Raw genomic sequence first — 24,279 nt, forward strand, 5'->3', positions numbered from 1 at the left:
ATAAGTCAATTGCCAGCGTGCGCGGGCATCGACTGTTGCCCGTCTTCGCACGCCCGCGGAAGCAGATCACGGTGCAGTCGTGGCCACGCTATGTGATTGGCGCGGTTGAAAAGTTACCGCCTGCAATACCTGCCGCAGCCAACGCTCGGGATAAATGGTGACGACGACGCTCGCCACGCCGATCACCAAGAGGGTGAGAAGCAGCGCAGAGAAACGTTCAATGCCGTTGATCGCGAGCGCTCGAAGAACCGAAGTGCCGACGATTTCGTGCAGGAGGTAGAACGGGAATGTCGCCAGCGCCGCAGTTCCGATCGCAGGCGCAAATGAGCCGAGCGCTGCCAGCGCACGACGGTTTGCGGCGGTCGTGGGCGCGGCTTTCGATGATCGGCCAAAAGCCGGAAGACTATCGGTTCACGCCACGCATAGGCGTTGTGCGCGGCGTTGAAGCCAAGACAGCTGAAGCCGCCAAAGCGGCGCTAGCGGTAGTATTCAGCGGACGGCGCCGCCAAAGTATCACCCCGAACATTTTCGGTTCAGGAGGTACGCGCTGCACTTATTGGGATTGCCGCCGACATCACCGGCACTGTGTGCGATGTGCCAGCGTTGTGTCCGTCAGCTGCTCCCATTGAACGGGTCCTTCCGTCCGTTGCCTGATCGACGACCTTGGGATGGTGTCTGCCGGCAAAGTACGGCCGTTCAAAGAGGTACCAGCTGAGGAATGAAACGACCAACGTAACGACCATGCTGGCAGTTAGGAACACGGCAACTGCCGTCCAGGGCGACAGGAGGTGAGGGCTAAACATGGGCAAGATATGCGCATGCGCGATGCTGATGCAGACCGGATGGAACAGATAGAAGGAATACGAAATCGTTCCCAGCACACGTATTGGGGTGGACCTGAAGTGTCGGTTCAAGAAATTGTCGTCAAAGACAACCTTGACGAACAACATCGGGGCGACGGCGATGAATAGCCAATAGAAAGTCCGTCCAAAGTCGAGAACTTCGCTCCGATACAAAGTCACGACCGCAACATAGGCCATAAGTACAGGCCAGAGCGGAATGCGTGCCGCGATCTTCTTGAGTTCATCATCGGACCACGCGCTAATGAAAAAACCGACGAATAGACCTTGCATCCTTAGGACCGGCGGTCCGACGAATAGAAGCGCCAAGGCGAGCGCGGCTCCTGCGACGTATTTCGCTGGAAACCGTCGAAACATCACAACGAGCGGGATGACGAGATAAAAGGCAAACTCGAATCCGAGCGACCAACTGACATAATTGTAACCGAAGACGTTCAGCGATGGCAAAGCGTTCAGGAACACGAGGTTGCCCAGAAAATCATATGGCGTGAAACGCCAACCATACTGTTGCGGAAAGTAGGCGATGCAGATCAGGAGGCTTGCCAAGAACGCCGGATAGATTCGAACGAACCGCGAGCGAAGAAATTCGGGGTAAGAAAAGCGATCACCACGAGCGGCGATGATCCGGCCCATCAAGAAGCCGCTGATCAGAAAAAACACGTCTACGCCGTGTTGCCCTCGGTGAATAAACTCAGAAATTTGAATGCTTAGCTCCGATGGATCCGTATGCTGGATTCGAGGGATCTCTTTGAGAAGGCCCGTCGCGGCGTCACCTGCGTGGACAAGGAAGACGATAGCGGCCGCGTACCATCGGATGCCATCTATCGCTGGATAGCGCACATCGCGGATGATGCCGCTCAACGCGGCATTAAAAATCGTCTTCATCTGGTGGCCCCCAAGGTAACTCAGCCGGAAGTTACCATTCTGCTTGGCCAAATCGCAATGTCGTTGCCCGCGGCGAGTCGCGACTATCCAGATGAAGTGCAGACCGCCAAGCCTGTGAATTTTGATTGGCCGGCGCCATCATCACCCATGCACGAAATGAAACAGAAGACCTAAGTGGAAATCGGAACGGCGCGCCCTTCGGCGACATGATCTTGCTCGTCGAGTGCCTTGTTGAACTTCGACCTGAGTTCGCTCGCCCTGTCGACCCAGACATCGATCGATCGATCGTCGGTGTCGTTGAAATCGTGCTTCGCCCAGAAGGCTTCCGGATCGGCGAATTTCCGGTCYTTGAATCCTCCCTCTCGTGGCTCGGGACTCCCGCGTTCCAGTTTCCACTGGTACTCTTCACGCGATCTCAAGACGTAATGATTGAGCTGCGCCGTTTCATACGAGTGGTTCGCGTTGAAAGCGCGCTGTTCGAGCGTGATGGGCTTCAGGTCGCTATCGACGTATGTGAAGCGTTTCCTCAATTCGGGCGAGTGGGGATGGGACATGCGCTTTGCGCCCGCTTTTCGCACGATACTTTTGACGTGGTGGTTGATGCCCGTCGTCAGTGAGCATCGGCGGAAACGCCGAGCGACCAAATCGAGCCGATAACGAGCTTCTCCGCTGGAGCCGAATATGACCCAGTTGATGCAGACAGCCCCGGCACCGACCGGAACGCATTCGAGATAGCTTTGGATCGAGGCGTGCTTTTTGAGAACGAGGAATTCATCTGTGTCGAAGAACGCAATCCAATCGGTCGCGCAGCGCTGGAGCGCATCGTCGTAAGCCGTTATTTGCGCGAATTGCGACGGAACGTCGGGCCAGGGGATGACGGTGATCCGCGCGTCTTGCTGGCTGCAGATGCGTTCGACGGCCAGCGTCTCGGGCCTGGACTCGTTGTCATAGATGACGATGCGATCGAACCCAAGCGCGAGGTAGTGAGCGATCCATTCCGGCAGGTACCGGCCTTCATCCTTGATGATCAGGCAAGCCGTGATGCTCGGATCTCGCCAGCCGCGGAGTTGCCGGGCTAGGCGGGAAATCAACCCCCTCATGCGTGATCCTTAGCGCGGCCAGGCGGATATGCCGGCATTCACGATATCACAGAGAAACGGAGGTCGTCCCTCGGCTTCCGCCGGAACCGGCCATCGTGAGATTTGGATATCCAACCTCGATGGTTTCGAAGGAAACTGGTCGGAGCGAGAGGATTCGAACCTCCGACCCCTTGCTCCCGAAGCAAGTGCGCTACCAGGCTGCGCTACGCTCCGCCCGACCGTCAGCCTAACAAAGGCTTCCCCCGGCACCGCAGGGACACCAGGGAGAACGGGGTTATAGCGACCCCGATCACGTCCCGCAAGCGCCTCTTCGCGGAATGTTGCAGGTTCCTCATGCAACGACCCGGACAGCTTTTTTGGGGTTGAAACAGGGAGATATCAAAGCGTCGCGACCGTCGGACTAGTTACTCGGCGGCAAGCGCGAGGTTCCCATCGATGGGCGCCGCCCGTAGCGCGATACGAATGCCCGCGGCGCGCAGCGCAGCATCTTTGAACGAGCGGCTCTCTCGACCGATCAGAGCGGCGGCGCCGTATGCCATTCTTCTGAAAATACCGATGGCGGGTCAGAAGTCGCATTTCGCAACGCTTGGTAAACGCGCGCGCAACGCTCCGGGAAGTTCTTCCCGCGCCCAGGAAGTTCACTCCTCGCGCAGTGTTCTGCGATCACTTGGCCCCGACCACATTTTAAGATCGCGCCGGAAGTGCACTTAAAAAAGGTCAACCAATGACAATAACAACACTACAGGGTGGGAAACGCATTCTTCGTAACATCGCTGTTGGCGTCGCGGCTCTCGCCGTGTGCTCGGCAGCAGAAGCTCAAATTGCCAAGCCTAAGCAGGCGTTGGGCGGCAAGCTCACGCTTAAGGACGAAGGCACGTTCTACGTGCACGGTAAGAAGAAGACCTCGTCATTTATCGGTGCGGTGACGCCGGGAGCAACGCCTCCGGCACCCGCGACGATCATGGTCGAGCAGATGTACGTTCACTATCGCATTCCGGCGACGGTGAAGAACTATCCGATCGTGTTCGTGCATGGCGGCGGCCTCACCGGCCAGTCGTACGAGACGACGCCGGATGGCCGCGAGGGCTGGTCCACGTACTTCGCGCGCAAGGGCTTCCCGACCTACGTCGTGGATTTCCCGACGCGTGGCCGTGCGGGATTTGACCCGACGGGACTTCACGAGGCGCGTTACAATCAAAACTGGAGCGGCATTCCGACGTTTTCGCGCAGCGGCGCTGAGCGTCTGTGGCCGGCCTTCCGCTTCGGTCCGTCTGACGGCGTGAAATTTCCGAACACGGCGTTCCCGGTTGAAGCCATGGACGGCTTGATCGCTCAGGGCTTCAACAGCACCGACGGCACGATCACCGACCGCAACTCCTTCGTTTGGGGTGCTGAAGCGCTGATCGATCTTCTGGATCAGATCGGCCCGGCGATCCTCGTTGTTCACTCGCAATCGGGTCCGTTCCCTGATCCGGTCGTCGAGGCGCGGCCTAATCTCGTGAAGGCCGTCATCAACGTCGAAGGCTTTGAAGGTCTCCCGCCGACGAATGCACAGATCGCCGCCTACACAAAAATTCCGACCATCGACGTGTTCGGCGATAACCTCCACAGCACCGCCGGTATCGGCCAAAGCCGCTACGACGGCCGCAAGGTAACGGTTGATAAGATCAACGCGGCAGGCGGCAAGTCGGACATCGTCAAGCTGGCGGACGTCGGACTCGTCGGCCACACGCACATGCTGATGCAGGACAAGAACAACCTGAAGGTTGCCGACTACCTCATCAAGTGGGTGAACAAGAAGACCGCGAAACCCAAAATCGGCAAGAAGTAATCAAGAAGTAGTAAGAATGACTAACTGAAACTTTGACGCCGCGGTCCGCAAGGATCGCGGCATTTTTTGTGCGGTCTGCGGATCTTTTTGTCCCGCCGCTGATGTGTTCTTCGGCGCGTTCGCTGAACGCGCATCCTTTGCACGCCGGATCATTGCTGATGTGGGCTGACGCTGCGAGCTTTCCTCCATTGCAAAAGCAAGGCTCTCGGGATCGAACCTGAGGGCATCAGGAGGACACGCTATGAAATCACGTCTGAGTACCGCGACCGCGGCGCTCCTCGTCGGCATGGCATCGATGACCGGCGCAGCCATGGCCGGTAAAGACAAGAATAATCCGGCCCCTGTCAGCAGTTCGTCCAAGCCGCTGCAGCTCGATGCCATCGGCAGCTTGACCGCTGGCGGCCGCAAGGTCTGCGCGCCGGGCGCGTTCGATCCGACCGTCCCAGGCGCAGGTTCGCGCAACCAGGGCCAGTGCTTCCAGATCGATCAGATCTACGCGCAGTACCTGAAGCCGAAGGGCTCGAAGAAGCTCCCGATCGTGTTCATTCACGGCGGCGCGGGCACGGGTAAGGTCTGGGAAACGACTCCCGATGGCCGTGAAGGCTTCGCAGTCGAGTTCGTACGTCGCGGTCATCCGACCTACGTCGTCGACTTCCCGCGTCGCGGCCGCGCAGGTATCCCGACGTTCACTGGTCCTCTCGGCAACCTCGACGGTGAGCAGATCGGCCCGACGACATCGTTCGCAGTCGGCGACAAGCAGGCGTACTACAGCTGGCGCCTCGGCAGCACCACCTATCCGAACCTGGATCCGAACTCCAAGTTCCCGGCTGGCGTGTTGGACGACTTCCTGCAGGGCAACGTTCCGCTCTTCGGTGACAACAACGACATCATCACCGACAGCATCGTCGCGCTGCTCGACAAGATCGGCCCGGCAATTCTCGTGACGCACTCGCAGTCGGGCATCCACGGCTGGATGGCTCGCTACAAGTCTGACAAGGTGAAGGGCATCATCACGTTCGAGGGTGGCTATGTGTTCCCCGAGAACAATGTTCCGGCTCCGCTGAAGAACTGTGCCGGCAACGACGTCACGCAGGGCTCGGCAACGAGCGTTGCAAACTTCACGCGTCTTACGCAGGTTCCGATTCTCGTCATGTACGGTGACAATACCGTCACCTGCCCCATGCCGAACCTGATCCGCGACGGCCATCAGCTCAACCCTGAGAAGGGTCGCAGCTTCGTGAACGCTCTGAACGCCAATGGCGGCAAGGCCCAGTTCATCTGGACCAAGGAGCGGGGGATCCGTGGCAACACGCACTTCCTGTTCCTCGACACGAACAGCCTGCAGATCGCAGATTTCGTCTCCGGGTTCCTGAAGAAGTACGGCCTCGACAAGGACCAGAAGAAGAAGTGATCTCTTGTCCGTGGCTCTAGAAGCCGGCCAGCGACGCGCCTTAATCGGCGCGTCGCTAAGTTTGCGGGGTTACGTGGCTCTATGCTCGGCGTTTGGTACGGTACTGACCAGGCGTTAGGCCGAAGCGGTTTTTGAACGCGCGCCCGAACGACGAAGAATCGGCAAACCCCCATCGATAGGCGAGGGCTGAAATTCTGATGGTATTGGCCGAGGCCGATAAATCCTGCCGCGCGTGCGAGAGCCGCTCGTTGGTGATGTATCCCTGGCAGGTAAGATCCCTGCTCGCGAACAGTTTGTGGATATACCGGACGGAGATGCCGAATTTATCCGCGAGCCATTGTGGAGAAAGCTCCGGATTTCCGATCTCCATTTCGATAACGCCCCGTATCCGCTCGAGCAGATCGTTCGCAATCGACGGACGTTGTGCGGCCTCCGGACCGGCGTGATCCGTCGCCAGAAGTTCAGCTGTGACGAGGCTCTCGCACGCACGAAACACGCGACTGAACTCATACGAATTTCTTTCGGCGATCATGCTCGCGAGATGATCGACGCACTGCAAGAGCGGCGTATGGTTCGACAAGAGCCGGGGAAAAAGCCCGGCATCCACGGGAGAAAACGGCTCCGGTAGTATTTCATGCGGAACGGTGATCAGCAGGAAATCTCGCTTGGCCGCCTTCAGCATGTCGACCTGCACCGGCTGATCGAGATCGTAAAGAACGGCATGTCCGGGAGACACGAGGGTCTCTTCGCGCTTATGCGTGATCATCGCGCCGCCGGAGACCGCGTAGAGAATGCCGTGGCCGGAGCGGATCGAATCCGCGATATCGTTTTCCGTACGCCTCGTAGTGTGGGCCTCACACGACCATCGGATCGCGGATCCATTGGGCTGCTGACTGCTGATCCATTGTGTATGGAACGGGTCGTCGCCGGAATATTCGAACGTGCAGCGAACTGGAAAGTCCGCGATCAGCTCCTGGAAAACATCGAAAGTGCTGCCTTTCGAAACGGTCGCCGGGCCGATGGCCATTTCGTGGAACTGCACGTCCGGCTTCGCGCTGCTGCCCATCAGAGACAAGATCCAGCGAGCTGAACGACATCGGGCAGGCCGACGGTGAGCAGCGCAAGCAGGCTCAAGGCCTTTTCTCTATAGCTGCTCGGCGAGCAACCGAACCGTCGCCTGAAGGCGCGATTGAACGTCGAGATGCTGTCGAAGCCCCAACGGTAGGCCAAAGACGAAATCGGCTGGCGTTGCTCGCTGGCGGAGGCCAGCTCCCGGCGAATATGCTTGAGCCGCTCGCACGCGACATACGTGGAAAACGTTTGCCCAGTCGCCGCGAACGTCTTGTGAATGTAGCGCGTGGAGACTTTCAGATGGTCCGCTGCCAATCTCGGCGTGAGGCCGCGGCTCTGAATATTCTCGTCCACGAATGCGACAAGCTTCGTGCGGAGCGAGTTGTCAGGCAGATCGATTGCGCCGGCTGCATTGAGCTGTGCCTCTGCGGACACGGTCGGCAGCAACTGGACCATGGCGTCAACGACGGAATCGAGTTCTTCGCGCTGCGAGACACGATATTGGCGTGCAAGGAACGATGCGCAAGCGGCGAGGGGCCTCGCCATTTTCTCGCGCGGGATAACGACGTTCGTATAGTCGCTGTCGGACAGGAACCTTTTGTCGACGCCGTCTTTCGACATCAGCACGACCACGACTTGGTGCGGCGTATCGGGTTCGAGCTTGATGGCGATCGGCAGGTCGCTCCGGTAGAGAGCGATGTCGCCTTTGCGAGCGGTCGTCTGCCGCCCTGCCTGATTGATCTGCATATCGCCGCCGAGGATGTAGGTCGCGTAAACGCATTCCGCCGACGACATGCGGATGTCGGCCGCGGAACGCTCCGCTATATGCGGCGAAACCCGAACGCGATTGACCGCTCCGAAACTGTGCGGACGCGTTTCTATTCTTCCGGTGAGTTGCGATGATGTCGTGAAGTCGTTGGTCCAAGGCAACGACGACGTGCGAACGCCGTGATTGAAGATTTCCAGTGCTTGTCTTGATGGAAAATATTCAGTGTCCCAGACGACCAAATCCGTCGGCGTATCGGCGTTTCGCTCCATGGACTCACTCGCAGTTTTTCGCTTCGTCAGCGCTGTTCTCTTTTGCAGGGAGAATAGCCAACGAACGCGAACGCCGCAGCAAAAATCTGTTTGATGCACTGAGTTGGAACTGTTGGGTCACACAGTAAATCTTTGTTGCTCGCGGTGCTTCGAAACCATACGCACGCAGCTTAATAACGGAGGTTCTGTGAGACACCACTTCACTTTAAAGCTAACGATGGCCGCTGTTTAACGTATCGTTCTCCATTCGCCGGCGCGGCTCGCGCGATCGGATCGGTGAAGTTGCAAACGACACAACCACTCATCCAAAAGGTGCACGGATTTCACTGCCGGCCTGAGTTATGTTGGGAGCCGCGCCGCGGAGTTGCTCGACGTCATTCGCTCGCGGGCATTTGCGAAAATTATAAGCGCTGCCTGCAAGTTCATCACAGATCCTTTTTGTGAATGGGCGAGGCGTCGGCGGGTGGAAGTATGAAAGCTCAAGGCGAAGATGGACTGTTCGATCGTATTGCTCAAGTTGTCGATTTCGAACTGCTGAGCGGGTTCAAGTTCTCTGGTTCGGCATCTGGTTGATCCTCCGCATCCTCAGGCACGGGCGAATATCCTTCCTCCATCGCGCACACGAGCGAGTGAGGGCATCGAGCTTGTCTCCAAAACGGAACCCATGACCGGAAGCTTTCAAGGGAGCTTGGACGTCCTCGTGCGCCTGTTGAAGAACTGGAATGACCTCATCGTCTTGGAACACGACGACACTGCTCGCGTGGAAAAATAATCATCTTGAATGATGGGCAAGGTTCGCGGCCACCAGCGCCCAAAACTCCGGCGCAGCCCGAGCCCGTGGAGATGCCATAGGCCCCACTGCGCCGCTTTAGCGGCCTGCGATTCTGCGTCTAGCTGCGGTGAAGGACAATTGAGCAACAAGTCGGGCGCCAGATCGCTTTGCTGGGCCGTTGTGCATCAAATCGCCGCCCGCAAGTGCACCTTGATACCCGGCTTAAACACTGCTATCGCCCCGTCTCCGCGTTGGGATGTCGCCAAGTGGTAAGGCAGAGGATTTTGATTCCTCCATTCCCAGGTTCGAATCCTGGCATCCCAGCCATTTTCAATGCGTCGGAGCGACGGCGCGGCGGCGATCGATCAGCGCCTCAAGTCCCCGATAACAAGCCCTTACAACTTCGGCGTCGCCGTCATCCGGGCTCGCCGGCATGTGAGCGACCTGCTTTGCTTGACGTTTCTTTACGGCGCTCTTCGCTCTGGCGAAATGCACGCAACTTGCACTGGGCTTCGACGATCGCCGCGTCAGCCAGAACTTGCTCAAGCAAATCGCGCTCCGCAGGGCTCAACCGCTGACTGCGCTGCAAGAGCGAGCTTGGGTCCGTTCCGGCGACCTGGGCGTGACCGTCGAAGGAGCTTCCGCCTCCGGCCTTGGCGCGCGAAGCTCTCGGCTGCGCGACTGCTTTGAAGCCTAGCCGGCTGGCGATGGCCCGGCGATACGGTGGCTTCGTCACCCAATCATCGAACACGATCAAGACGAAATCAGGCTCACCACTATTTTCGAGCAATGCTTCGACGTGATTGACCCATACGTTCATGGCCCGGCGCATCACGTGGTCGAACTCGCGAGGATAAGCAGCCATGCGCATCTTGAATGCCTTATGGATCCGGCTCGAGAACAGGTTTTCAGCCGACCGCAGCAATAAAATGTTGAGCGTGCGCTCCGCACCGGAAAAGTAATTTCGGCCGAAGTCCCAGTCTTCGATGCTGCAAATCGTGTGCGCCGGCGCTTTCGCAAAGACGTCGGACCACCGCTTCTGCTCGCGAAGGACATCTCCAAGGGCCACGGGGAACTCGAAAAAACCGGGCTGTTCTAACTCAACCCGAAGCGGAAACACGTTGTTGAAGTGCCTGATCCCGCGGACGTTGTCCGTCATCCAATTGAGCACCGCGTGATTGCCGCTGCGCTTCATGCCGTGAAAAAGGATCAGGTCGGCGTCGTGCATTTTCATGTTTCACAATTCTCGTGCAGTGAGTGTGGAGTGCGGTCCGACCTGTGAATAGTCGATGCCGTTTTTCTAATTCATCGATACGGTCAACTCAAGTTTTTGAACGTCAAACCTGTTGACTGAAGTTGGCCTCGAGAAGAGCCTGCGCAAGCTCGTCGTGTTGTGCGCTTGGCGAAGATTGCCCGGCGAGCGAATGCGAGCACGAGCACGAGCATGAAGCGGATGGAGCGAATGCGAGCATGAGCAGGAAGCGATGGAGCAGACCCGCCTGAGCGTTGGTTTATGTGTTTGAATCTTCGCCTTCACGATAGTCGCGAATGCCGTTTGTGTTCCCGGGCAAATCCATCCACGATCCGGCGGCAGCTCGGAACAAGCGGGGAGAGGCATTCCTAAAATGCCAGTCGAAGTCGAAACGGTGGTCATCGGAGCCGGCGTCGTCGGTCTCGCCATCGCAGCCCAACTCGCGAGCCTCGGACAGGACGTTCTTGTCCTCGAGCGGCACCACACATTCGGCACCGAGACGTCTTCGAGAAATTCCGAGGTGATCCACGCTGGAATTTATTATCCGGAAGGGTCGCTGCGAGCCAAGCTCTGCGTCGAGGGCCGCGAACGCCTCTACGCATTCGCCGAAGACTACAAGGTGCCGGTCAACCGTTGCGGCAAGCTTCTCGTCGCAACGAGCGAAGCGGAGATAGCGCAGCTCGCAGTCATCGAGGAAAAGGCGGCACGCAACGGTGTCCACGATCTCACCCGTTTGACGGCAACAGAAGTCCGGAGCCTCGAACCTGATATTCGGTGCGTCGCCGCGACCTTGTCGCCGTCGACCGGGGTCATCGATAGCCACCTATTGATGGCGGCGCTCGAAGCCCGGCTTCTCGATGCTGGCGGCCAAATCGCCTTCAACTCCGAAGTCGTCGGCGTAAAGCGGACGACCGAGGGCGAATTCCAGCTGTCGATCCTATCGGTGGGCGAGGCCTCCGAACTCTCCTGTGCTCGCCTCATCAACGCCGCCGGTTTGAGCGCAACGCGCGTCGGACGAATGATCCAGCCCGCAAAGTCCGAATACGTGGTGCCGAGCCTCTATCCGGCGAAAGGCCATTACTTCGCACTGTCGGCGCGGGCGCGCTTCAAGCACCTCATTTATCCGATGCCGACGCCCGATGCCCTCGGCATCCATTTGACGCTCGATATATCGGGCGGCGCTAGATTTGGGCCCGACATCTTTTGGCAGGACGACATCGATTACGCGTTTGTCGACGTGGAGGCGCGGCGCGAGATTTTCGCGAAAGAGATCAAGCGGTATTGGCCGGCGCTCCCCGAAGGCGCGCTCGTCCCCGCCTATACGGGAATCCGTCCGAAGATTTATTCGAATGGCATGCCGCCCGCCGACTTTGCGATTCACGGCGAACAGCAACACGGCATTCCGGGCTTCGTGGGACTATACGGCATCGAAAGCCCCGGGCTCACGTCGTCGCTGGCGATTGCCGCGTATGTACAGCGCCTACTGAATTGAAAACTTTTCGCTTTGCGCCCAAATTCGCGATCGCTCTATAAAATCTCAAAAAGACATCGTGGCGCCCGGCATTTGTTCCGTGAACGCCGCTTCGATTGCAGCAGCCTCATGTCGAGCGGGCTTTGCCCGGGATCGGATGCCAATTAACCTGTCGCGCAAGTCGCCAATTTTAAAGCCATCTTCCACTTGTGAATCTGCCCGGAAAAGGCGAAGAAATAACCAATTCGTCGGTGGGGGAGACGTATGGCGGCGCCCAACAGAGCGGCTTTTCTCGGTCTCCAATTCGACGGTGGTACGACCGAGACAGCAATCGATGAAATATTGGGCGCCAATGGAACGCCGTTCATATATGTCGTTACCCCCAATGTGCAGCATGTCGTCGAAATTCATGAGCAGGGAGAAGAACTAAGGGCCAAATACGCTGCGGCATGGCGAGTTTATTGCGATAGCCGCGTGCTCGGGAAATTGGCCAGATTGTGCGGGGCGAAGCTCGATGTCGTAACGGGCAGCGATCTAACCGCCGGTCTTTTAGCGCGAGCATCCGAGCTTGGACGGAAAATCGCAATTGTCGGGCCGAGCGCTTCGGACTGCGCCATCCTCGGCCGTCGTTTTCCGGGCCTAGAAATTGCCTCGTACACGCCGCCGATGGGCTTCATCGCCTCCGATACCGAGGTGGAGAAGTGCATCGCGTTCATATTGGGTGCCGGCGCGGACATCACGTTGTTAGCCATTGGATCGCCGCAACAGGAGATTTTGGCCTACCAGCTCTTTAAGAATCCTGATGCGAGGGGAGTGGCTCTCTGCATCGGTGCTTCGATCGACTTTCTCACCGGAAAGCAGCAGAGGGCCCCGCGCTGGGTTCAGCATTCGGGTCTGGAATGGCTGCATCGGCTGTTATCGGACCCCAAGCGCCTCGCGAAGCGGTACCTGGTTAAAAGCCCAAAAATATTCGGCCTGGTCGTGGCGCAAATGATGAATCCGCGATTTCGCTCATGATTACGAAATGTTGCTCTAGGCTCTTTGCAAATAATATGTACACTGAAGTCGGCTTTCGCACTTTTTCGCGGTATTTAACGAGGTGTGAGGGGTGCGTTGGCTAATGGCCTCGTGAATAAATAACGCTTGATGGTTTTCCCCGAAATGTCTGTTGCCGCCAATGCGTTGGTTTCGGGAGCCCTGGGCGCGATTGCGTTGCTCGTGAGCATTCCCGTTCTTGTTCTTCTGATCGAAGTTCTGGCCGCAATTCCGAGAAGAAACTCCGGCCGTAAACCCAATTCCATCAGCCCCTCTCTGGCCGTGCTCGTTCCCGCTCACAATGAGGGAACAAGTATCCTCCCGACATTAACTGACATTTTGGCTCAGATCTGCCCGCGTAATCGCCTGCTGGTGGTCGCAGATAATTGTTCGGACGATACGGCGGAGGTCGCTCGTTCGGCAGGAGCGGAAGTCATCGAACGTCGAGATGACGAAAACCGCGGAAAAGGTCACGCGCTTGACTTTGGACTTCGGCATCTCTCGGGGGCCGCCCCTGATGTCGTAATTATAGTCGATGCGGACTGTCGTCTGGAAAAGGGCGTCGTCGAAATTCTGGCCGAACGTGCAGTCACGACCGGCCGGCCAATTCAAGCACTCTATCTGATGAAAGCCCCGGATGGTTCATCCGTGAATGAACAAGTATCGGAATTCACGTGGCGCTTGAAGAACTGGGTGCGTCCACTTGGTCTCGCGAACCTCGGTCTCCCGTGTCAGCTGGTCGGTACAGGAATGGCATTTCCGTGGAGCGCCTTGAACTCGGCCAATCTCGCAACCGGCGCGCTGACCGAGGATCTGAAGCTTGGGCTCGACCTCGCGATCAGGGGGCACTTGCCGCTGTTCTGCCCATCGGCGACCGTGACAAGCCACTTTGCTTCGTCGTCACATGGACGCAACACACAACAGCAGCGTTGGGAGCAGGGCCACCGAGAGCTGATTTTCTCAACCGTTCCGCGTGTTCTGTCTTCGGCTTTTTCCAAACGCGATTGGCGTCTGATGGCGATGGCGCTGGACTTGGCCGTGCCGCCCATTTTCCTTCTCGCTCTGTTGTTGGCGGCGGTCGTGGTGATCACAGGATCGGCAGCCGCACTGGGCCAATCAGCCGTTCCTTTTTACATCAGTTCCACAGCTGTTGCGGCGCTGACACTGAGCATAGTGATTGCCTGGTTCCGCTACGGCCGCGATGCGCTGCCGCCCAGATCCCTGCTGTCGATCGTTCCCTACGTCTACTCGAAACTGCATCACTACATCCGCATTCTTGGCGGTAGCCGCGCCACGACGTGGGTGAGAACAGATAGGAGCTGACGAAGCCCTCGTCGGGTTATGGGGGGCTCACCTTAAGCGGCGTTATTGCGCCGATTGCCTATACACGCGGGGCTGCATGTCTCATCGCTAAAAGTAAATGATTTACGCCGGTGATTTCCATCAGTCTTTTTCGCGTTGATACCGACCTACTTTTCGGCAATAGGCTCATTGCGTTTGCATCGGAACGTTTATTTAGGTTTTTGCACTTTTACTGGGGCGATGCCTTGGCGCATGGCCTATTGAATCGCCGAGCCGCAAAGTGGAGAGCCATCGCGGGCATTGCCCATGAATGCCCCGCTTAACCTGCGTTTCATGGTTGTTACAAAGGGAGCCTAAGTTGGCGATGTCTTGGGATCCGGAAACGTATTGGACATCCGGCGTAATACGCGCCGTCGCGGCACGGAGATCAATATGACTGCCACGACGAACGCCCGGCCCTTGTATGCCAATTACCCATTGATCATTGCTATCGTCGCGCTGGTCACGTCGCTGTCGATGGTCTTCGGCGTTTTTCGCCTTCAAAGCTTTGTCGCAAACCCTGGCGACCCGTATATGTACGGCGAAATCGCGCGCGGATTTGTCGAGCATGGTTTCACGAATTTGACTCGCCGGGCTGCATCGCTCTACCCGGAAGCGATCGCCATGGTCTATCGGCTTGGCGGCAGCGATTTCACGGTCGTGCTCCTGCAGTGTCTCCTGCACGTGAGCACCTGTTTGCTCGTGTTTTCGCTCGGCAAGCATCTCTACAACGCGCGAACAGGATTGCTGGCCGGGCTTATTTGCGCGCTTCACCCTATGCTGTTGCGCTACGTCGCAGACCTGCACATGGAAACGATGTTGACGTTCCTCTGCGTGCTGACGGTCTGGCTATCCGTTCGATTTCACGAACATCCGACGGTGGTCAACGGTATCCTGCTTGGTGCGGTCGGCATGATCGGGACGCTGACGAAGGGGGTCATTCTGCCTCTCGTAGCCGTCTTCGGCATTATTAGCTTCGTATTCGCCCTCAAGCGGCGGTCGATAAAGGAAGTCGTAGCAGTGGGCGCCATCTTTGTGACGATGGCGCTCATTCTGGCCCCCTGGACATATCGAAACTATCAAGTCACGGCCGGCAAGTTTGTGCTCCTGACGCCGGGATCCAGCGACTCCTTCCTGCGCGGTTACATCTTCACGCGGATGGAGTTCGCCACGCTGCAAAAGCCGCCGTTCACCGACGCCGAAAACGAGTCGAACGCGTGGTTCCAGAAAATCGCCCGCGACGCGGGCACCACCTGGGAAGCCGACGAGGTTGTCGACGAAGAGAACAACAAGCGTGTCGCCAAGCAGATGATTGTCGAGCAGCCGCTCGACACGGCCCGCAAGATCTTTGTCGGACTTTTCACATTCTGGTACGAGATGACATCCTTGCCGAATTCGTTGGTGCCGGGCGTTCTGGCCGTTATCGGTTGGGTACTTGCGTTCATTGGCTGGCGGAGGTCCCACGAGGAGGGGCGGCCAGCCTGGCTTCTCTGGGTTCCAATCGTCCTCATGAACGTGTTCGTCGCGCTCTTGATACCTCTGGGACGCTATTCAGTGCCGATACTGCCTCTGCTGACGATCATGGCTGCATTCGGCATCGATACTCTGTTAGGCCGGCGAGGGACGGTCACCCTCGCACCGAAATCGTCGGAGGCAGTGGCCTGACGTGAGGGCGGCAGTCATTGGCTTCAGCGGCGCGCGAAAGGAATGATTTTAACCCATGGTTTTGTCGGAAAGCTCACCGGTCGAAGCGCCGCAACGGGCGGGTTTCATGGAATACCTTGCGATCGCGCGCCTCGATCATAGTACCAAACACATCTTCATCATTCCCGGCATCATTCTCGCGTACCTTCTTCGCGGTGTCCGGACTGACCATCTTCTCCTGTCCCTGGTGCTCGGCTTCGCGACGGCGATCTGCATCGCCTCGGCCAACTACGTCATCAACGAATGGCTTGATCGCGATTTCGACAAGCACCACCCTGACAAGTCGCAGCGTTCGGCCGTGCAAAAGGTCATGAGCGGTCCGATCGTCGCGGCCGAATGGGGTCTCCTCGTCGCCGCCGGTCTCACGTGCGCGGCGCTGTCGAGCGAACTCATGTTCATTGTCGCTTTTCTCTTTGCGGCCCAGGGCATCGTCTACAACGTCAATCCATTGCGAAGCAAAGACAAAGCCTATCTCGACGTGATCTCGGAATCGATCAACAATCCGATCCGCCTCGTGATCGGTTGGGCGATCATCGATCCGACGTCGCTGCCTCCGGGATCGATCATCCTGTCGTATTGGTTCGGCGGTGCCTTCCTCATGGCCGCCAAACGCCTTTCCGAATATCGCGAAATCGTTGCGTTCAAAGGGCTCGATCTCCTGGTGCGCTACCGCGCCAGCTTCGCTCAGTATACCGAAGTGTCGCTGACTGCCTCTTGCTTCGCCTATTCGTTGTTCTCGGTCTTCTTTCTGACGGTATTCCTGGTGAAGTACCGCATCGAATTCGTGCTCATCATTCCGATAGTCGTGCTGCTCTTCACAACCTATTTCTCGATGTCGACGCTCCCGGGATCGTCAGCTCAAAAGCCCGAAAAGCTTTTCCGCGAGTCCGGGCTCATCCTGATCGTGTTAGCGTTGATTGCAACATTTCTCTTCACGAGCTTTGTCAACATACCGTTCCTGGAAACGCTCGCCGAGCAGCGCTACATCACGCTCCAATGACCGATGCGAAGATCGATTGGAACGGGATCAGGCTTGTCGTCTTCGACGTTGATGGAACTTTGTACGACCAGAAGGCCATGCGCCTGCGCATGTTGCGCGAGATCGCGGGCAACGCGGTTGAGACGCGCAGCCTGACCGCATTGCGCGTCCTTCGCACGTATCGCCGGCTTCGTGAGAGCGCCGGCGATGATGAGATCGACGGCTTCGAAGGCGTATTGATCGCTCGTACGGCAGAGGCGAATGGGGTCGATCCGGCGATTGTCTGCACAATTGTCGCCGAGTGGATGGAGAAGCGCCCCCTCGCGCACATACGCGCCTGTCGCTATCCGAACATTGTCGAGCTGTTCTCGACATTGAAATTCAGGGGGAAGACAATCGGCATCTTCTCAGACTATCCTGCACTCGATAAGCTGAGTGCGATGGGACTTGCAGCCGACTACGTGGTTGCTGCGGGCGATGCCAATGTCGGAATCCTTAAACCACATCCGCGGGGCCTCGAAGTGCTGATGAAAGCGGCTGGAGCAAACCCCGCCGAGACGATTCTCATCGGGGATCGGATCGAGAGAGACGGCGCAGCGGCACGCAGGGCCGGAGCGACGGCGCTCATCCGTTCAGCTCGGCCGCTCGATGGCTGGCTCCACTTCCCGACGTACTCTGATGCGCTGTTCGCACCTCTGTTCGATCGGTCGCCGGGATGATCTCCAAATTTGTCCGCTATATCGGAACCGGCGGGGCTGCAGCCATCGTCGACGTTTCCGGATTTCACGTTCTGCTGAATGCAGGCCTTACGATCGCAATTGCGGCGAGCCTCAGCTGGCTCATCGCCGCGTTCGTCAATTATCACCTGACAAGCCGGTTCGTCTTCGAGCAAGCCACAAGCCGAGGCCGGCTGCTGCAGTTTTTGGTCGGCGCAGCCGCCGGACTTTCCATCAACGTCTCCGTTACGCTGATCTGCGCCACGCTGATCGGTATCGCCCCGATGCTCTCTAAGGTGATCGGCATAGGCACCGCGTTCGTCGTCAATTTTTTTATCAATCTGCTTTGGGTCTTCAGGGCTCCACCTCGAGACCTTGGCCCGGCGCCGTGATGGCTCTGGTGACGATCGAGAACTACGTTCAGTCGAAGCACGGGATATTGATCAGCTTGTTTAAAAGCCAAATGGCCAATTCCCGATTTGCTCGCCTGAACCAGGGACTGGCAATTCTGTTCATTTGTTTTGTGGTCACCGCGTGTCAGGGGAAGTCGCAGACCGCGCGCGGCGTCTGGGAAAATGTGACTTCGCCGGAAATGCCGGCATCGCTGTTCAAAGGCGTGGATGGCTTCGGCGTCGGCAACATTGTCGTTGATCCTGCGCGGCCTACCGATCTTTACGTCGGCGGCTATGGATCGATCTGGAAATCGACGGACTACGGCAAGACCTGGGCCCAGCTTCCGAGCCGGCCCATCCCGCCGTCTCTGGCGCTCGGCCATGTGCTGGCGATAGCGGGCACTAGTCCCGCGACCCTCTGGGTGGCGAACGTCTATGGCGATCAGAAGGTATTCAAGTCGACTGACGGGGGCCTGACATTTCGGCTCACGGGATTGCTGCCGGTAAAATACGAGGCGAGCTTGTATTCGATCGTCGTCGATCCGCACGATCCGACACATCTCATCACAGGTTTCCACGAAGCGGACCGGTTGGCAGAATCAACCGATGGCGGAGAAACCTGGAAATTTGTGGTGGGCGCCGGATGGCCGAGCGGTGGCGTATCGTGGTTCCCGTACTTCGTCGAGACGGGCGACGCCCAAACGACACGCAAGACCTGGTTCGCAATTCCGCAAGGCAGCGGCTCGGCCGTCATGACCCATGACGGCGGCGCGACCTGGACGGAGCCCAAGGGCATCGAGGGCTTGACGCATCCGCATGGCGGCACACAGATCTACCAGACGGGCCGAACGCTCTTCATCGGTGGTTGGCGGCCATCCACCGGCTATGGCCTCCATCGCAGCGTCGATCTCGGCGCCAACTGGACGCGCGTTAGCGATGGTGATGTCGCGGTCGTCTGGGGATCGGCAAAGACGGTCTACGCCATGTGGGGATGGGCGTGCGCAAGCTGCGGATTGAATGAGGGAGGTCCAAAACTGCAAACTGCACCGCAGCCCGGGGATCCAGGCACCTGGACCAAAGAAACGGCGCTTCCCGCGGGTCTTGTCTGGGGACCCAACAGCGTTGCGGTAACATCCGACGGCACGCACAACATCTTCGTCGGCTCGATGTGGGCCACGGGACTATGGCGCTACGTCGAGCCGTAACGCGCCGGCTCAGTTTGTAGGCATGGCATATCTGCCCGCTATTCACCACGCCGCAAGCGCCCGCGCCAGTCGCGATCAAGCCATCTGCCGCCCGCCGAAATTGGCCCTCGGCGCCCCGATCCAGCCATTAAAGGACTGGAATTACATGCCAAGGATCATCCATTGGGCAATTAACTTTCCAGAAAGAAAGGGCGCTTTGGCAGGGTAGATCCGGCTTACAGTCAATTCATCAATCTTTTGTTGCTAACAGCCGATGAGGAGCGGAAATCCGCAAAAGCGTTTGGAGGGAATAAGGCGCGGGAATTCCCGTTCGTTCAGTGGACGTTAAATCATCGACTGGGCTCGCGAACGCCTCGCTGAATCGGACTTGGCGGCCGGATGCCTTCTGGATTGGCAATTTTGCGGACCTGACGACACCGCCATCTGAAAAATAGGCACGAGATTTGACCTCCATCAGAAAACGCAATTGAGGCGACGACGACGGGTCGGCCGATTGCAATCCTCGGGAGGGATGAGAAGTCGCAAGACAGACCGTCGTCCCGATGAGAGAATGTCAAGTAAACGTATTATAGGAATAACCTAGCTCATCGATCGGCCGGACTCTGCATATGCCAATCCGTGTACTGTTCTTGAATACTCGCGATCAGTGCGGTGCGGACGTTGCTGTGCATCTGATGCTCATGGCCAACTTCGCTCCGGACGAAGCTGAGGTCTTTGTTCTGTCGAACAGTGAAGCGGCCGATGCAGAGGAGATGCGGGTTCGCTTCGCTGGAATGCCGAATGTATCGAGTGCGTTCCTGCCGCTGGGGAAGCCCGCCGAGGCGCTGGCGAGCAGAGGCATACTAGGCAAAGCGCTTGCCTACGGACCGAGCGCTGCGTCGTTAGCGAAGGCTGCCGCGTTCATCAAGCGCAACCGCATACAAATCATTCATGCCACAGACCGGCCAAGGGATGCCAGCTACGCGAGCTTGCTCGGGCGCGTGACCAGGGTCGCGTCGGTCGTGCACATGCATTCGCACCTTGGCGATTATCACATCGGCCCGACGCTTTGGGGAATGCGCAATGCCACCGCGATATTCGCCATCTCGGATTACATACGCAATGGACTGAGTGATATGGGATTGGATCTGAATAAGATCCATACGATCTATAATGCGGTTGATACCGATCACTTCGATCCCCAAAGATGTCCTGAAAGCCCCCAGGGGATTCGCAAGCAGTTTGGCATTCCTGAGTATGCACCGCTCCTGGGAATTGCGGCGCGGATGAACCCCTGGAAGGGACAGCTTGAACTTATCGGCGCGGTATCGCTGTTGCGAGAGACCCATCCCGATCTGCATATCATGATCCTTGGCTCCGACGTGCCTGAGGTCCGGGCGGAATTCGAAAGGAAGGCGCGCGAGGGCGGCATCGCCGATCGCTTGCATTTCGGCGGATTTCAAAAGGATGTCCGGCCGTTTCTTCGTGAGTTCGATCTGTTCGTACATCCGTCCTATGGGGAGCCCTTCGGGCTCGCGATCGCCGAGGCAATGGCGATGCAAAAACCGGTCATAGCCTGCGGCACAGGCGGCGTTCCCGAAATCATCACGCATGGCGTGGACGGGATGCTTGTGGAGGAGGGCTCTGCCGAGGCCGTCGCGAAGGCAATTGCGACGCTGATGGGCGATCCCGAACTCCGCCGGCGATTGGGCGTGAACGCCCGCCAAACGATCCGTCTCCGTTTCGCGCCGCGCCAGCAGTGTCGCGAAGTGGCGACGCGCTACGAAAATCTCGTCGCTGCATCCAGAGGTGAAGCGCGGCGAAACATTCCGAATTCATTGGGAGTTGATGGAGGTCCACGATGCTGACAGTTGACGAAGGTGCGCCTACGGCAAGTGAAAAAGCCAGTCCTCTTACCGCGGCTGAAAAAGAAGATCTGAAGCAGGCGTTCGATCGCGATGGCTACTTTGTCATTCGCAATGTCGTCTCGCCGGAGCGATTGGCTGAACTGCACAAATCTCTCGAGCAGGAATTCGAGGCGCAATCGAAGTCAGGCGCGTTATTTTCGGGCGGCGGTTTGAAAAGCGGTCATCTCAACTGCTTCCCGGGTCAAGCTGCGCGGTTCGTCTACGACACGCTGCAAGACAAGGGCATCATCGACCTGATCAAGGAACTGGATCCCCGCGTTGTCCGCATGCCGAATGTCGGGTGCAACTTCAATCTGCCCGGCAGCCACACGCAGCATTATCACCTCGACCGTCCGTTCACGCGCGACTTCATGATCGCCAATGTTGCCGTCGTCGACTCGACGATCGAGAATGGCGCGATGGAGGCAATCCCAGGGACGCACAAGCGCTTCTATAAATACACGCAGTTCGTCTTTGAGCGCGTCGCTCGCAATGCCGTGCGCGTTCCGCTGAAGCGGGGGGATGTTCTGGTCCGCAGCTCAAACGTCTGGCATCGAGGAACGGCAAATCATACTTCGGCCCCGCGTCCGATGCTTGCCATGACGTGGGAGGACGGCGGCAACAACCTCGCTGACCCGTTTGCAGCCGAGGGCGGGAAGATCAAATTCCTCCCGAACTGGTTCAAGCCGACCAAAGCAGGACGGCTTCGCGAGGAGTTGTTCGTGAAGGTGCCCGTTACCTATTCTGCGCTGCGCTTTGCCCGTTCTCTCGTGGACAAAGAGTACTAAGCAACAGCCATGCAGGATGAACGACAAGTCGTGATCGTCGGCAGCGGTCCGGCGGGCGCGGCTGCCGCCCGCGAGCTCGTGGAAGCCGGCATCTCCGTGACAATGCTGGAGGCCGGCGCGCGCTTTGAGCCTGGTCTGCTCGTGCGCTCGGGCGGTAAGAATCTTTACCGTCGAACGCCCCCGTTGCAGGAGGAGGGCGGCCATTCGGTGTCGGGTGATCCGCAAACCGTGTGCTATGCGAAGCTCGCACCGGGAGGGCTCTCCAATTGCTGGACCGGCGCAGTGCCGCGCTTTGCGCCGGAGGATTTCACCGAAGGCGAGAGGCTGCACGAACGGTATCGGTGGCCCATCTCGTACGCGGATCTCGCGCCCTATTATGAAAAGGTAGAGCGATTTCTCGAAATCACGGCCGATCGCCGCGATAAGCCCCAGCTGCCCGGCGGCTATGCTGCTTATGACCGCCGCATCCCGGAGGATTGGGAAGTCGTGGAGAGGGCGGCGAACCGCCATGGCCAGGGCTTCACCATCTATCCTCTAGCTGACGGCCCGCCGACGATGCTCGTCCGCCGGGGCACGGCCTTCAATAGCTTCACCAACATTGTCTCCCCTTTGCTGAAGTCGTCCAATTTCCGCTTCGTGACCAGCGCCTACGCCTTGTCGCTTGAGTGGTCTCCGGAAAAGGGGAAGGTCGACGGGCTGCTTTATCACGACCGTCAGTCGGGCGAGACGAAACGCATTGAAGCGGAAGCCGTGATCGTTGCGTGTGGTCCTCTGGGAACGGCCAAACTTCTGCACAACTCGGTTTCCAAGGACTTCCCGGAAGGCCTCGGAAACTCGGAGGGATTGCTCGGGCGCTTCCTGCACGATCACCCTCGTGAATGGTGGGCGTTCGAGATGGAGCGTCCCCGCAAGCTCCTCTCTCCCGCCGCCTACATGACGCGCCTGCCTTACGAGACCTCTCCCCCACTCATGGCAACCTCGTGGACGCTCGGAGCGGCGAATATCAGCGATCGCGTTCGAAGCCGCTTCGGTCAGGCGGGAACGACGGTCGGCGTGCAGATGATTGGGACGATGATCCCCACGGAGGCGTGCGTCGCGAAGCCTTCGGCAACGAAGAAGGATGAATTCGGACTTCCCGTCCTCGATGTTTGCATTCGCTACAGCGATGCGGAAGTGGACAATGTCGTACGTGCTCGCCAGCACCTCATCGACGTGTTGGAGGATGCAGGTTGCCGTGCAAAGATCGGAGAGATCGTACCGACCTTGTACCCGGGAACCGTCGCTCACTATGGCGGGACGGCGCGCATGCATGCAAAGCCGGAGTATGGCGTGGTGGATGGCTGGAATCGCGTTTATCGCGCGCCGAACGTGCTCGTCTGCGATGCTGCTTGCTTCACGACTGCCGCTGAAAAGAACCCAACCCTGACAGTGATGGCGATTGCGGCGCGGGCGGCGACGCGCCTCGCTCGCGATCTGAAGCACGCCTGATTCATCTCATGAAGATCAATGAATTCGGCAAAACCGGTTTGAAAGTTTCCGAGATCGGCTTTGGCGGATCGCGGATAGGCGGGTTTTTCGCAAATAAGAACGGTGGCAAGGAAGCGCTGAACGTTCTCCAGAAGTCTCTAGATTCTGGCATCACATTCTACGATACCGCCGACATGTACGCGCAGGGTGAAAGCGAAGCCCTGATCGGGAAAGCATTTCGCGGCCGGCGGCAGCAGGTCGTCCTGGCGACGAAGGGCGGATACTGCCTTCCGGCGCAGCGCAAGCTGTTGCAACGGGTCAAACCCTTAGTGCGCCCGATCGTGCATGCGTTGGGATTGAAGCGCTCGAGATTGCCCTCGGTTGTTTCCGGAGCGCTGTCGCAGGACTTCTCGCCGGCGTATTTGACTGCGGCCCTCGAGACGAGCCTGAAACGCCTGCAAACGGACTACGTCGATCTCTACCAGCTGCATAGTCCGCGCGCGCCGTTCATTCAGACCGGTGCCTTCGGCGAAGCGCTCGAAACGCTGGAAAGGCTGAAGGGGCAGGGAAAGCTTCGCTTCTACGGAGTAGCAACCGAAGTGGTCGAGGACGCCCCGTTCTGCGTGTCGGCTCCGGGTATCTCGTCTATGCAACTCGGCTTCGGATTGCTCGACCTCGAAGCGCTCGATCAGGGCATCCTGGCGGCCGCTGAGGCGCGGGGCCTCGGGGTGATTGCCCGCGGATGCTTTGGCGGCGGGCTCTTGAAAGATGGCCTGGATGAAGTCGCGCTGAAGGCCGCCACACCCCAGTGGCGCCAAATATTGGCCCTGCGCTCGCTCAGCCAGAACCTGGGCCGTCCATTGCTCGATATTGCCCTACAATTTTGTCGTGCGACGCCCGCTGTCAGCGTAACCTTACTCGGAATGCACACGGAAAAGCATCTGAGCGACAACCAACACTATTTCCGTTCTCCGAACTTGACCGACCAGGAACACGCCGAACTCCTTGGCCACATCCGGGAATTGAAAGAAGAAGAGGCAGTTTACGATTGAGTGGCCGGCGCGCTGTAATATCG

Annotated in this window: 21 protein-coding genes and 2 tRNA genes; 16 read left to right on the forward strand and 7 right to left on the reverse strand. The window is 58.3% G+C overall.

Going from position 1 to position 24,279, the window contains the following annotated elements:
* Positions 1–533: 533 nt before the first annotated feature.
* Positions 534–1,745, reverse strand: a complete 1,212-nt coding sequence (locus AC1DK3_RS05270) for an acyltransferase family protein (protein ID WP_477191214.1) — start codon at positions 1,743–1,745, stop codon at positions 534–536.
* Between AC1DK3_RS05270 and AC1DK3_RS05275 the strand changes: the two genes are divergently transcribed.
* Positions 1,638–1,919, forward strand: coding sequence for a hypothetical protein (locus AC1DK3_RS05275; protein WP_477192926.1), 282 nt, complete (start codon positions 1,638–1,640; stop codon positions 1,917–1,919). The two genes, AC1DK3_RS05270 and AC1DK3_RS05275, sit on opposite strands and share 108 nt — an antisense overlap.
* Here the strand turns inward: AC1DK3_RS05275 and AC1DK3_RS05280 are convergent.
* From AC1DK3_RS05280 to AC1DK3_RS05290, 3 genes are all read right to left on the reverse strand, one after another.
* Entirely contained in the window at positions 1,916–2,845 is a 930-nt protein-coding gene (locus AC1DK3_RS05280; RefSeq protein WP_477191215.1) for a glycosyltransferase family 2 protein, read from the reverse strand. The genes AC1DK3_RS05275 and AC1DK3_RS05280 overlap by 4 nt on opposite strands.
* A 136-nt stretch (positions 2,846–2,981) precedes the next feature.
* A tRNA-Pro gene (locus AC1DK3_RS05285) sits at positions 2,982–3,058 on the reverse strand.
* A 191-nt stretch (positions 3,059–3,249) separates the two neighbouring features.
* Positions 3,250–3,384 carry a hypothetical protein gene (locus tag AC1DK3_RS05290; protein WP_477191216.1) on the reverse strand — a complete coding sequence of 45 codons (135 nt, stop codon included), beginning with the start codon at positions 3,382–3,384 and terminating at the stop codon, positions 3,250–3,252.
* A gap of 185 nt (positions 3,385–3,569) precedes the next feature.
* Here AC1DK3_RS05290 and AC1DK3_RS05295 point away from each other — a divergent pair, with 185 nt between their 5' ends.
* Together AC1DK3_RS05295 and AC1DK3_RS05300 are read left to right on the forward strand one after the other, a co-directional pair.
* Positions 3,570–4,676, forward strand: a complete 1,107-nt coding sequence (locus AC1DK3_RS05295) for a lysophospholipase (RefSeq protein ID WP_477191217.1) — start codon at positions 3,570–3,572, stop codon at positions 4,674–4,676.
* A 241-nt stretch (positions 4,677–4,917) separates the two neighbouring features.
* Complete coding sequence (locus AC1DK3_RS05300) at positions 4,918–6,087, forward strand: alpha/beta hydrolase family protein (protein ID WP_477191218.1); 1,170 nt, start codon at positions 4,918–4,920, stop codon at positions 6,085–6,087.
* 79 nt (positions 6,088–6,166) lie between these two features.
* Here the strand turns inward: AC1DK3_RS05300 and AC1DK3_RS05305 are convergent, their stop codons facing one another.
* Positions 6,167–7,153: a helix-turn-helix domain-containing protein gene (locus AC1DK3_RS05305; protein WP_477191219.1), complete on the reverse strand. Its 987-nt coding sequence runs from the start codon at positions 7,151–7,153 to the stop codon at positions 6,167–6,169.
* Entirely contained in the window at positions 7,153–8,196 is a 1,044-nt protein-coding gene (locus tag AC1DK3_RS05310; protein ID WP_477191220.1) for a helix-turn-helix domain-containing protein, read from the reverse strand. The genes AC1DK3_RS05305 and AC1DK3_RS05310 overlap by 1 nt, the downstream gene beginning before the upstream one ends.
* 1,024 nt (positions 8,197–9,220) lie before the next feature.
* On the opposite strand from AC1DK3_RS05310, the gene AC1DK3_RS05315 reads away from it, so the two are divergent.
* Positions 9,221–9,295: transfer RNA gene (locus AC1DK3_RS05315), tRNA-Gln, on the forward strand.
* 88 nt (positions 9,296–9,383) lie between these two features.
* Here the strand turns inward: AC1DK3_RS05315 and AC1DK3_RS05320 are convergent.
* Positions 9,384–10,202 (reverse strand): hypothetical protein, encoded by an 819-nt coding sequence (locus AC1DK3_RS05320; RefSeq protein ID WP_477191221.1) that lies wholly within the window; start codon positions 10,200–10,202, stop codon positions 9,384–9,386.
* A gap of 391 nt (positions 10,203–10,593) precedes the next feature.
* On the opposite strand from AC1DK3_RS05320, the gene AC1DK3_RS05325 reads away from it, so the two are divergent.
* From AC1DK3_RS05325 to AC1DK3_RS05380, 12 genes are all read left to right on the forward strand, one after another.
* Positions 10,594–11,712, forward strand: coding sequence for an NAD(P)/FAD-dependent oxidoreductase (locus AC1DK3_RS05325; RefSeq protein ID WP_477191222.1), 1,119 nt, complete (start codon positions 10,594–10,596; stop codon positions 11,710–11,712).
* Positions 11,713–11,955: 243 nt separating this feature from the next.
* Entirely contained in the window at positions 11,956–12,708 is a 753-nt protein-coding gene (locus AC1DK3_RS05330) for a WecB/TagA/CpsF family glycosyltransferase (protein WP_477191223.1), read from the forward strand.
* A 129-nt stretch (positions 12,709–12,837) separates the two neighbouring features.
* A complete protein-coding gene (locus AC1DK3_RS05335; protein ID WP_477191224.1) occupies positions 12,838–14,049 on the forward strand; it encodes a glycosyltransferase family 2 protein in 1,212 nt (403 codons plus the stop codon).
* Positions 14,050–14,460: 411 nt separating this feature from the next.
* Positions 14,461–15,732: an ArnT family glycosyltransferase gene (locus AC1DK3_RS05340; protein ID WP_477191225.1), complete on the forward strand. Its 1,272-nt coding sequence runs from the start codon at positions 14,461–14,463 to the stop codon at positions 15,730–15,732.
* 55 nt (positions 15,733–15,787) lie between these two features.
* Positions 15,788–16,771, forward strand: coding sequence for a UbiA family prenyltransferase (locus AC1DK3_RS05345; protein ID WP_477191226.1), 984 nt, complete (start codon positions 15,788–15,790; stop codon positions 16,769–16,771).
* On the forward strand, positions 16,768–17,469 hold the full coding sequence (locus AC1DK3_RS05350) for an HAD family hydrolase (RefSeq protein WP_477191227.1): 702 nt from the start codon (positions 16,768–16,770) through the stop codon (positions 17,467–17,469). Before AC1DK3_RS05345 ends, AC1DK3_RS05350 begins: the two co-directional genes overlap by 4 nt.
* On the forward strand, positions 17,466–17,858 hold the full coding sequence (locus AC1DK3_RS05355; RefSeq protein WP_477191228.1) for a GtrA family protein: 393 nt from the start codon (positions 17,466–17,468) through the stop codon (positions 17,856–17,858). Before AC1DK3_RS05350 ends, AC1DK3_RS05355 begins: the two co-directional genes overlap by 4 nt.
* Entirely contained in the window at positions 17,858–19,063 is a 1,206-nt protein-coding gene (locus AC1DK3_RS05360) for a hypothetical protein (RefSeq protein ID WP_477191229.1), read from the forward strand. Before AC1DK3_RS05355 ends, AC1DK3_RS05360 begins: the two co-directional genes overlap by 1 nt.
* A 608-nt stretch (positions 19,064–19,671) precedes the next feature.
* Positions 19,672–20,910, forward strand: a complete 1,239-nt coding sequence (locus tag AC1DK3_RS05365; protein ID WP_477191230.1) for a glycosyltransferase family 4 protein — start codon at positions 19,672–19,674, stop codon at positions 20,908–20,910.
* Entirely contained in the window at positions 20,904–21,737 is an 834-nt protein-coding gene (locus tag AC1DK3_RS05370; RefSeq protein ID WP_477191231.1) for a phytanoyl-CoA dioxygenase family protein, read from the forward strand. The genes AC1DK3_RS05365 and AC1DK3_RS05370 overlap by 7 nt, the downstream gene beginning before the upstream one ends.
* A 9-nt stretch (positions 21,738–21,746) precedes the next feature.
* Positions 21,747–23,225: a GMC oxidoreductase gene (locus AC1DK3_RS05375; RefSeq protein WP_477191232.1), complete on the forward strand. Its 1,479-nt coding sequence runs from the start codon at positions 21,747–21,749 to the stop codon at positions 23,223–23,225.
* An 8-nt stretch (positions 23,226–23,233) separates the two neighbouring features.
* Positions 23,234–24,256 (forward strand): aldo/keto reductase, encoded by a 1,023-nt coding sequence (locus AC1DK3_RS05380; RefSeq protein ID WP_477191233.1) that lies wholly within the window; start codon positions 23,234–23,236, stop codon positions 24,254–24,256.
* Positions 24,257–24,279: the final 23 nt, after the last annotated feature.

Source organism: Hyphomicrobium sp. 01T421, assembly GCF_056398805.1.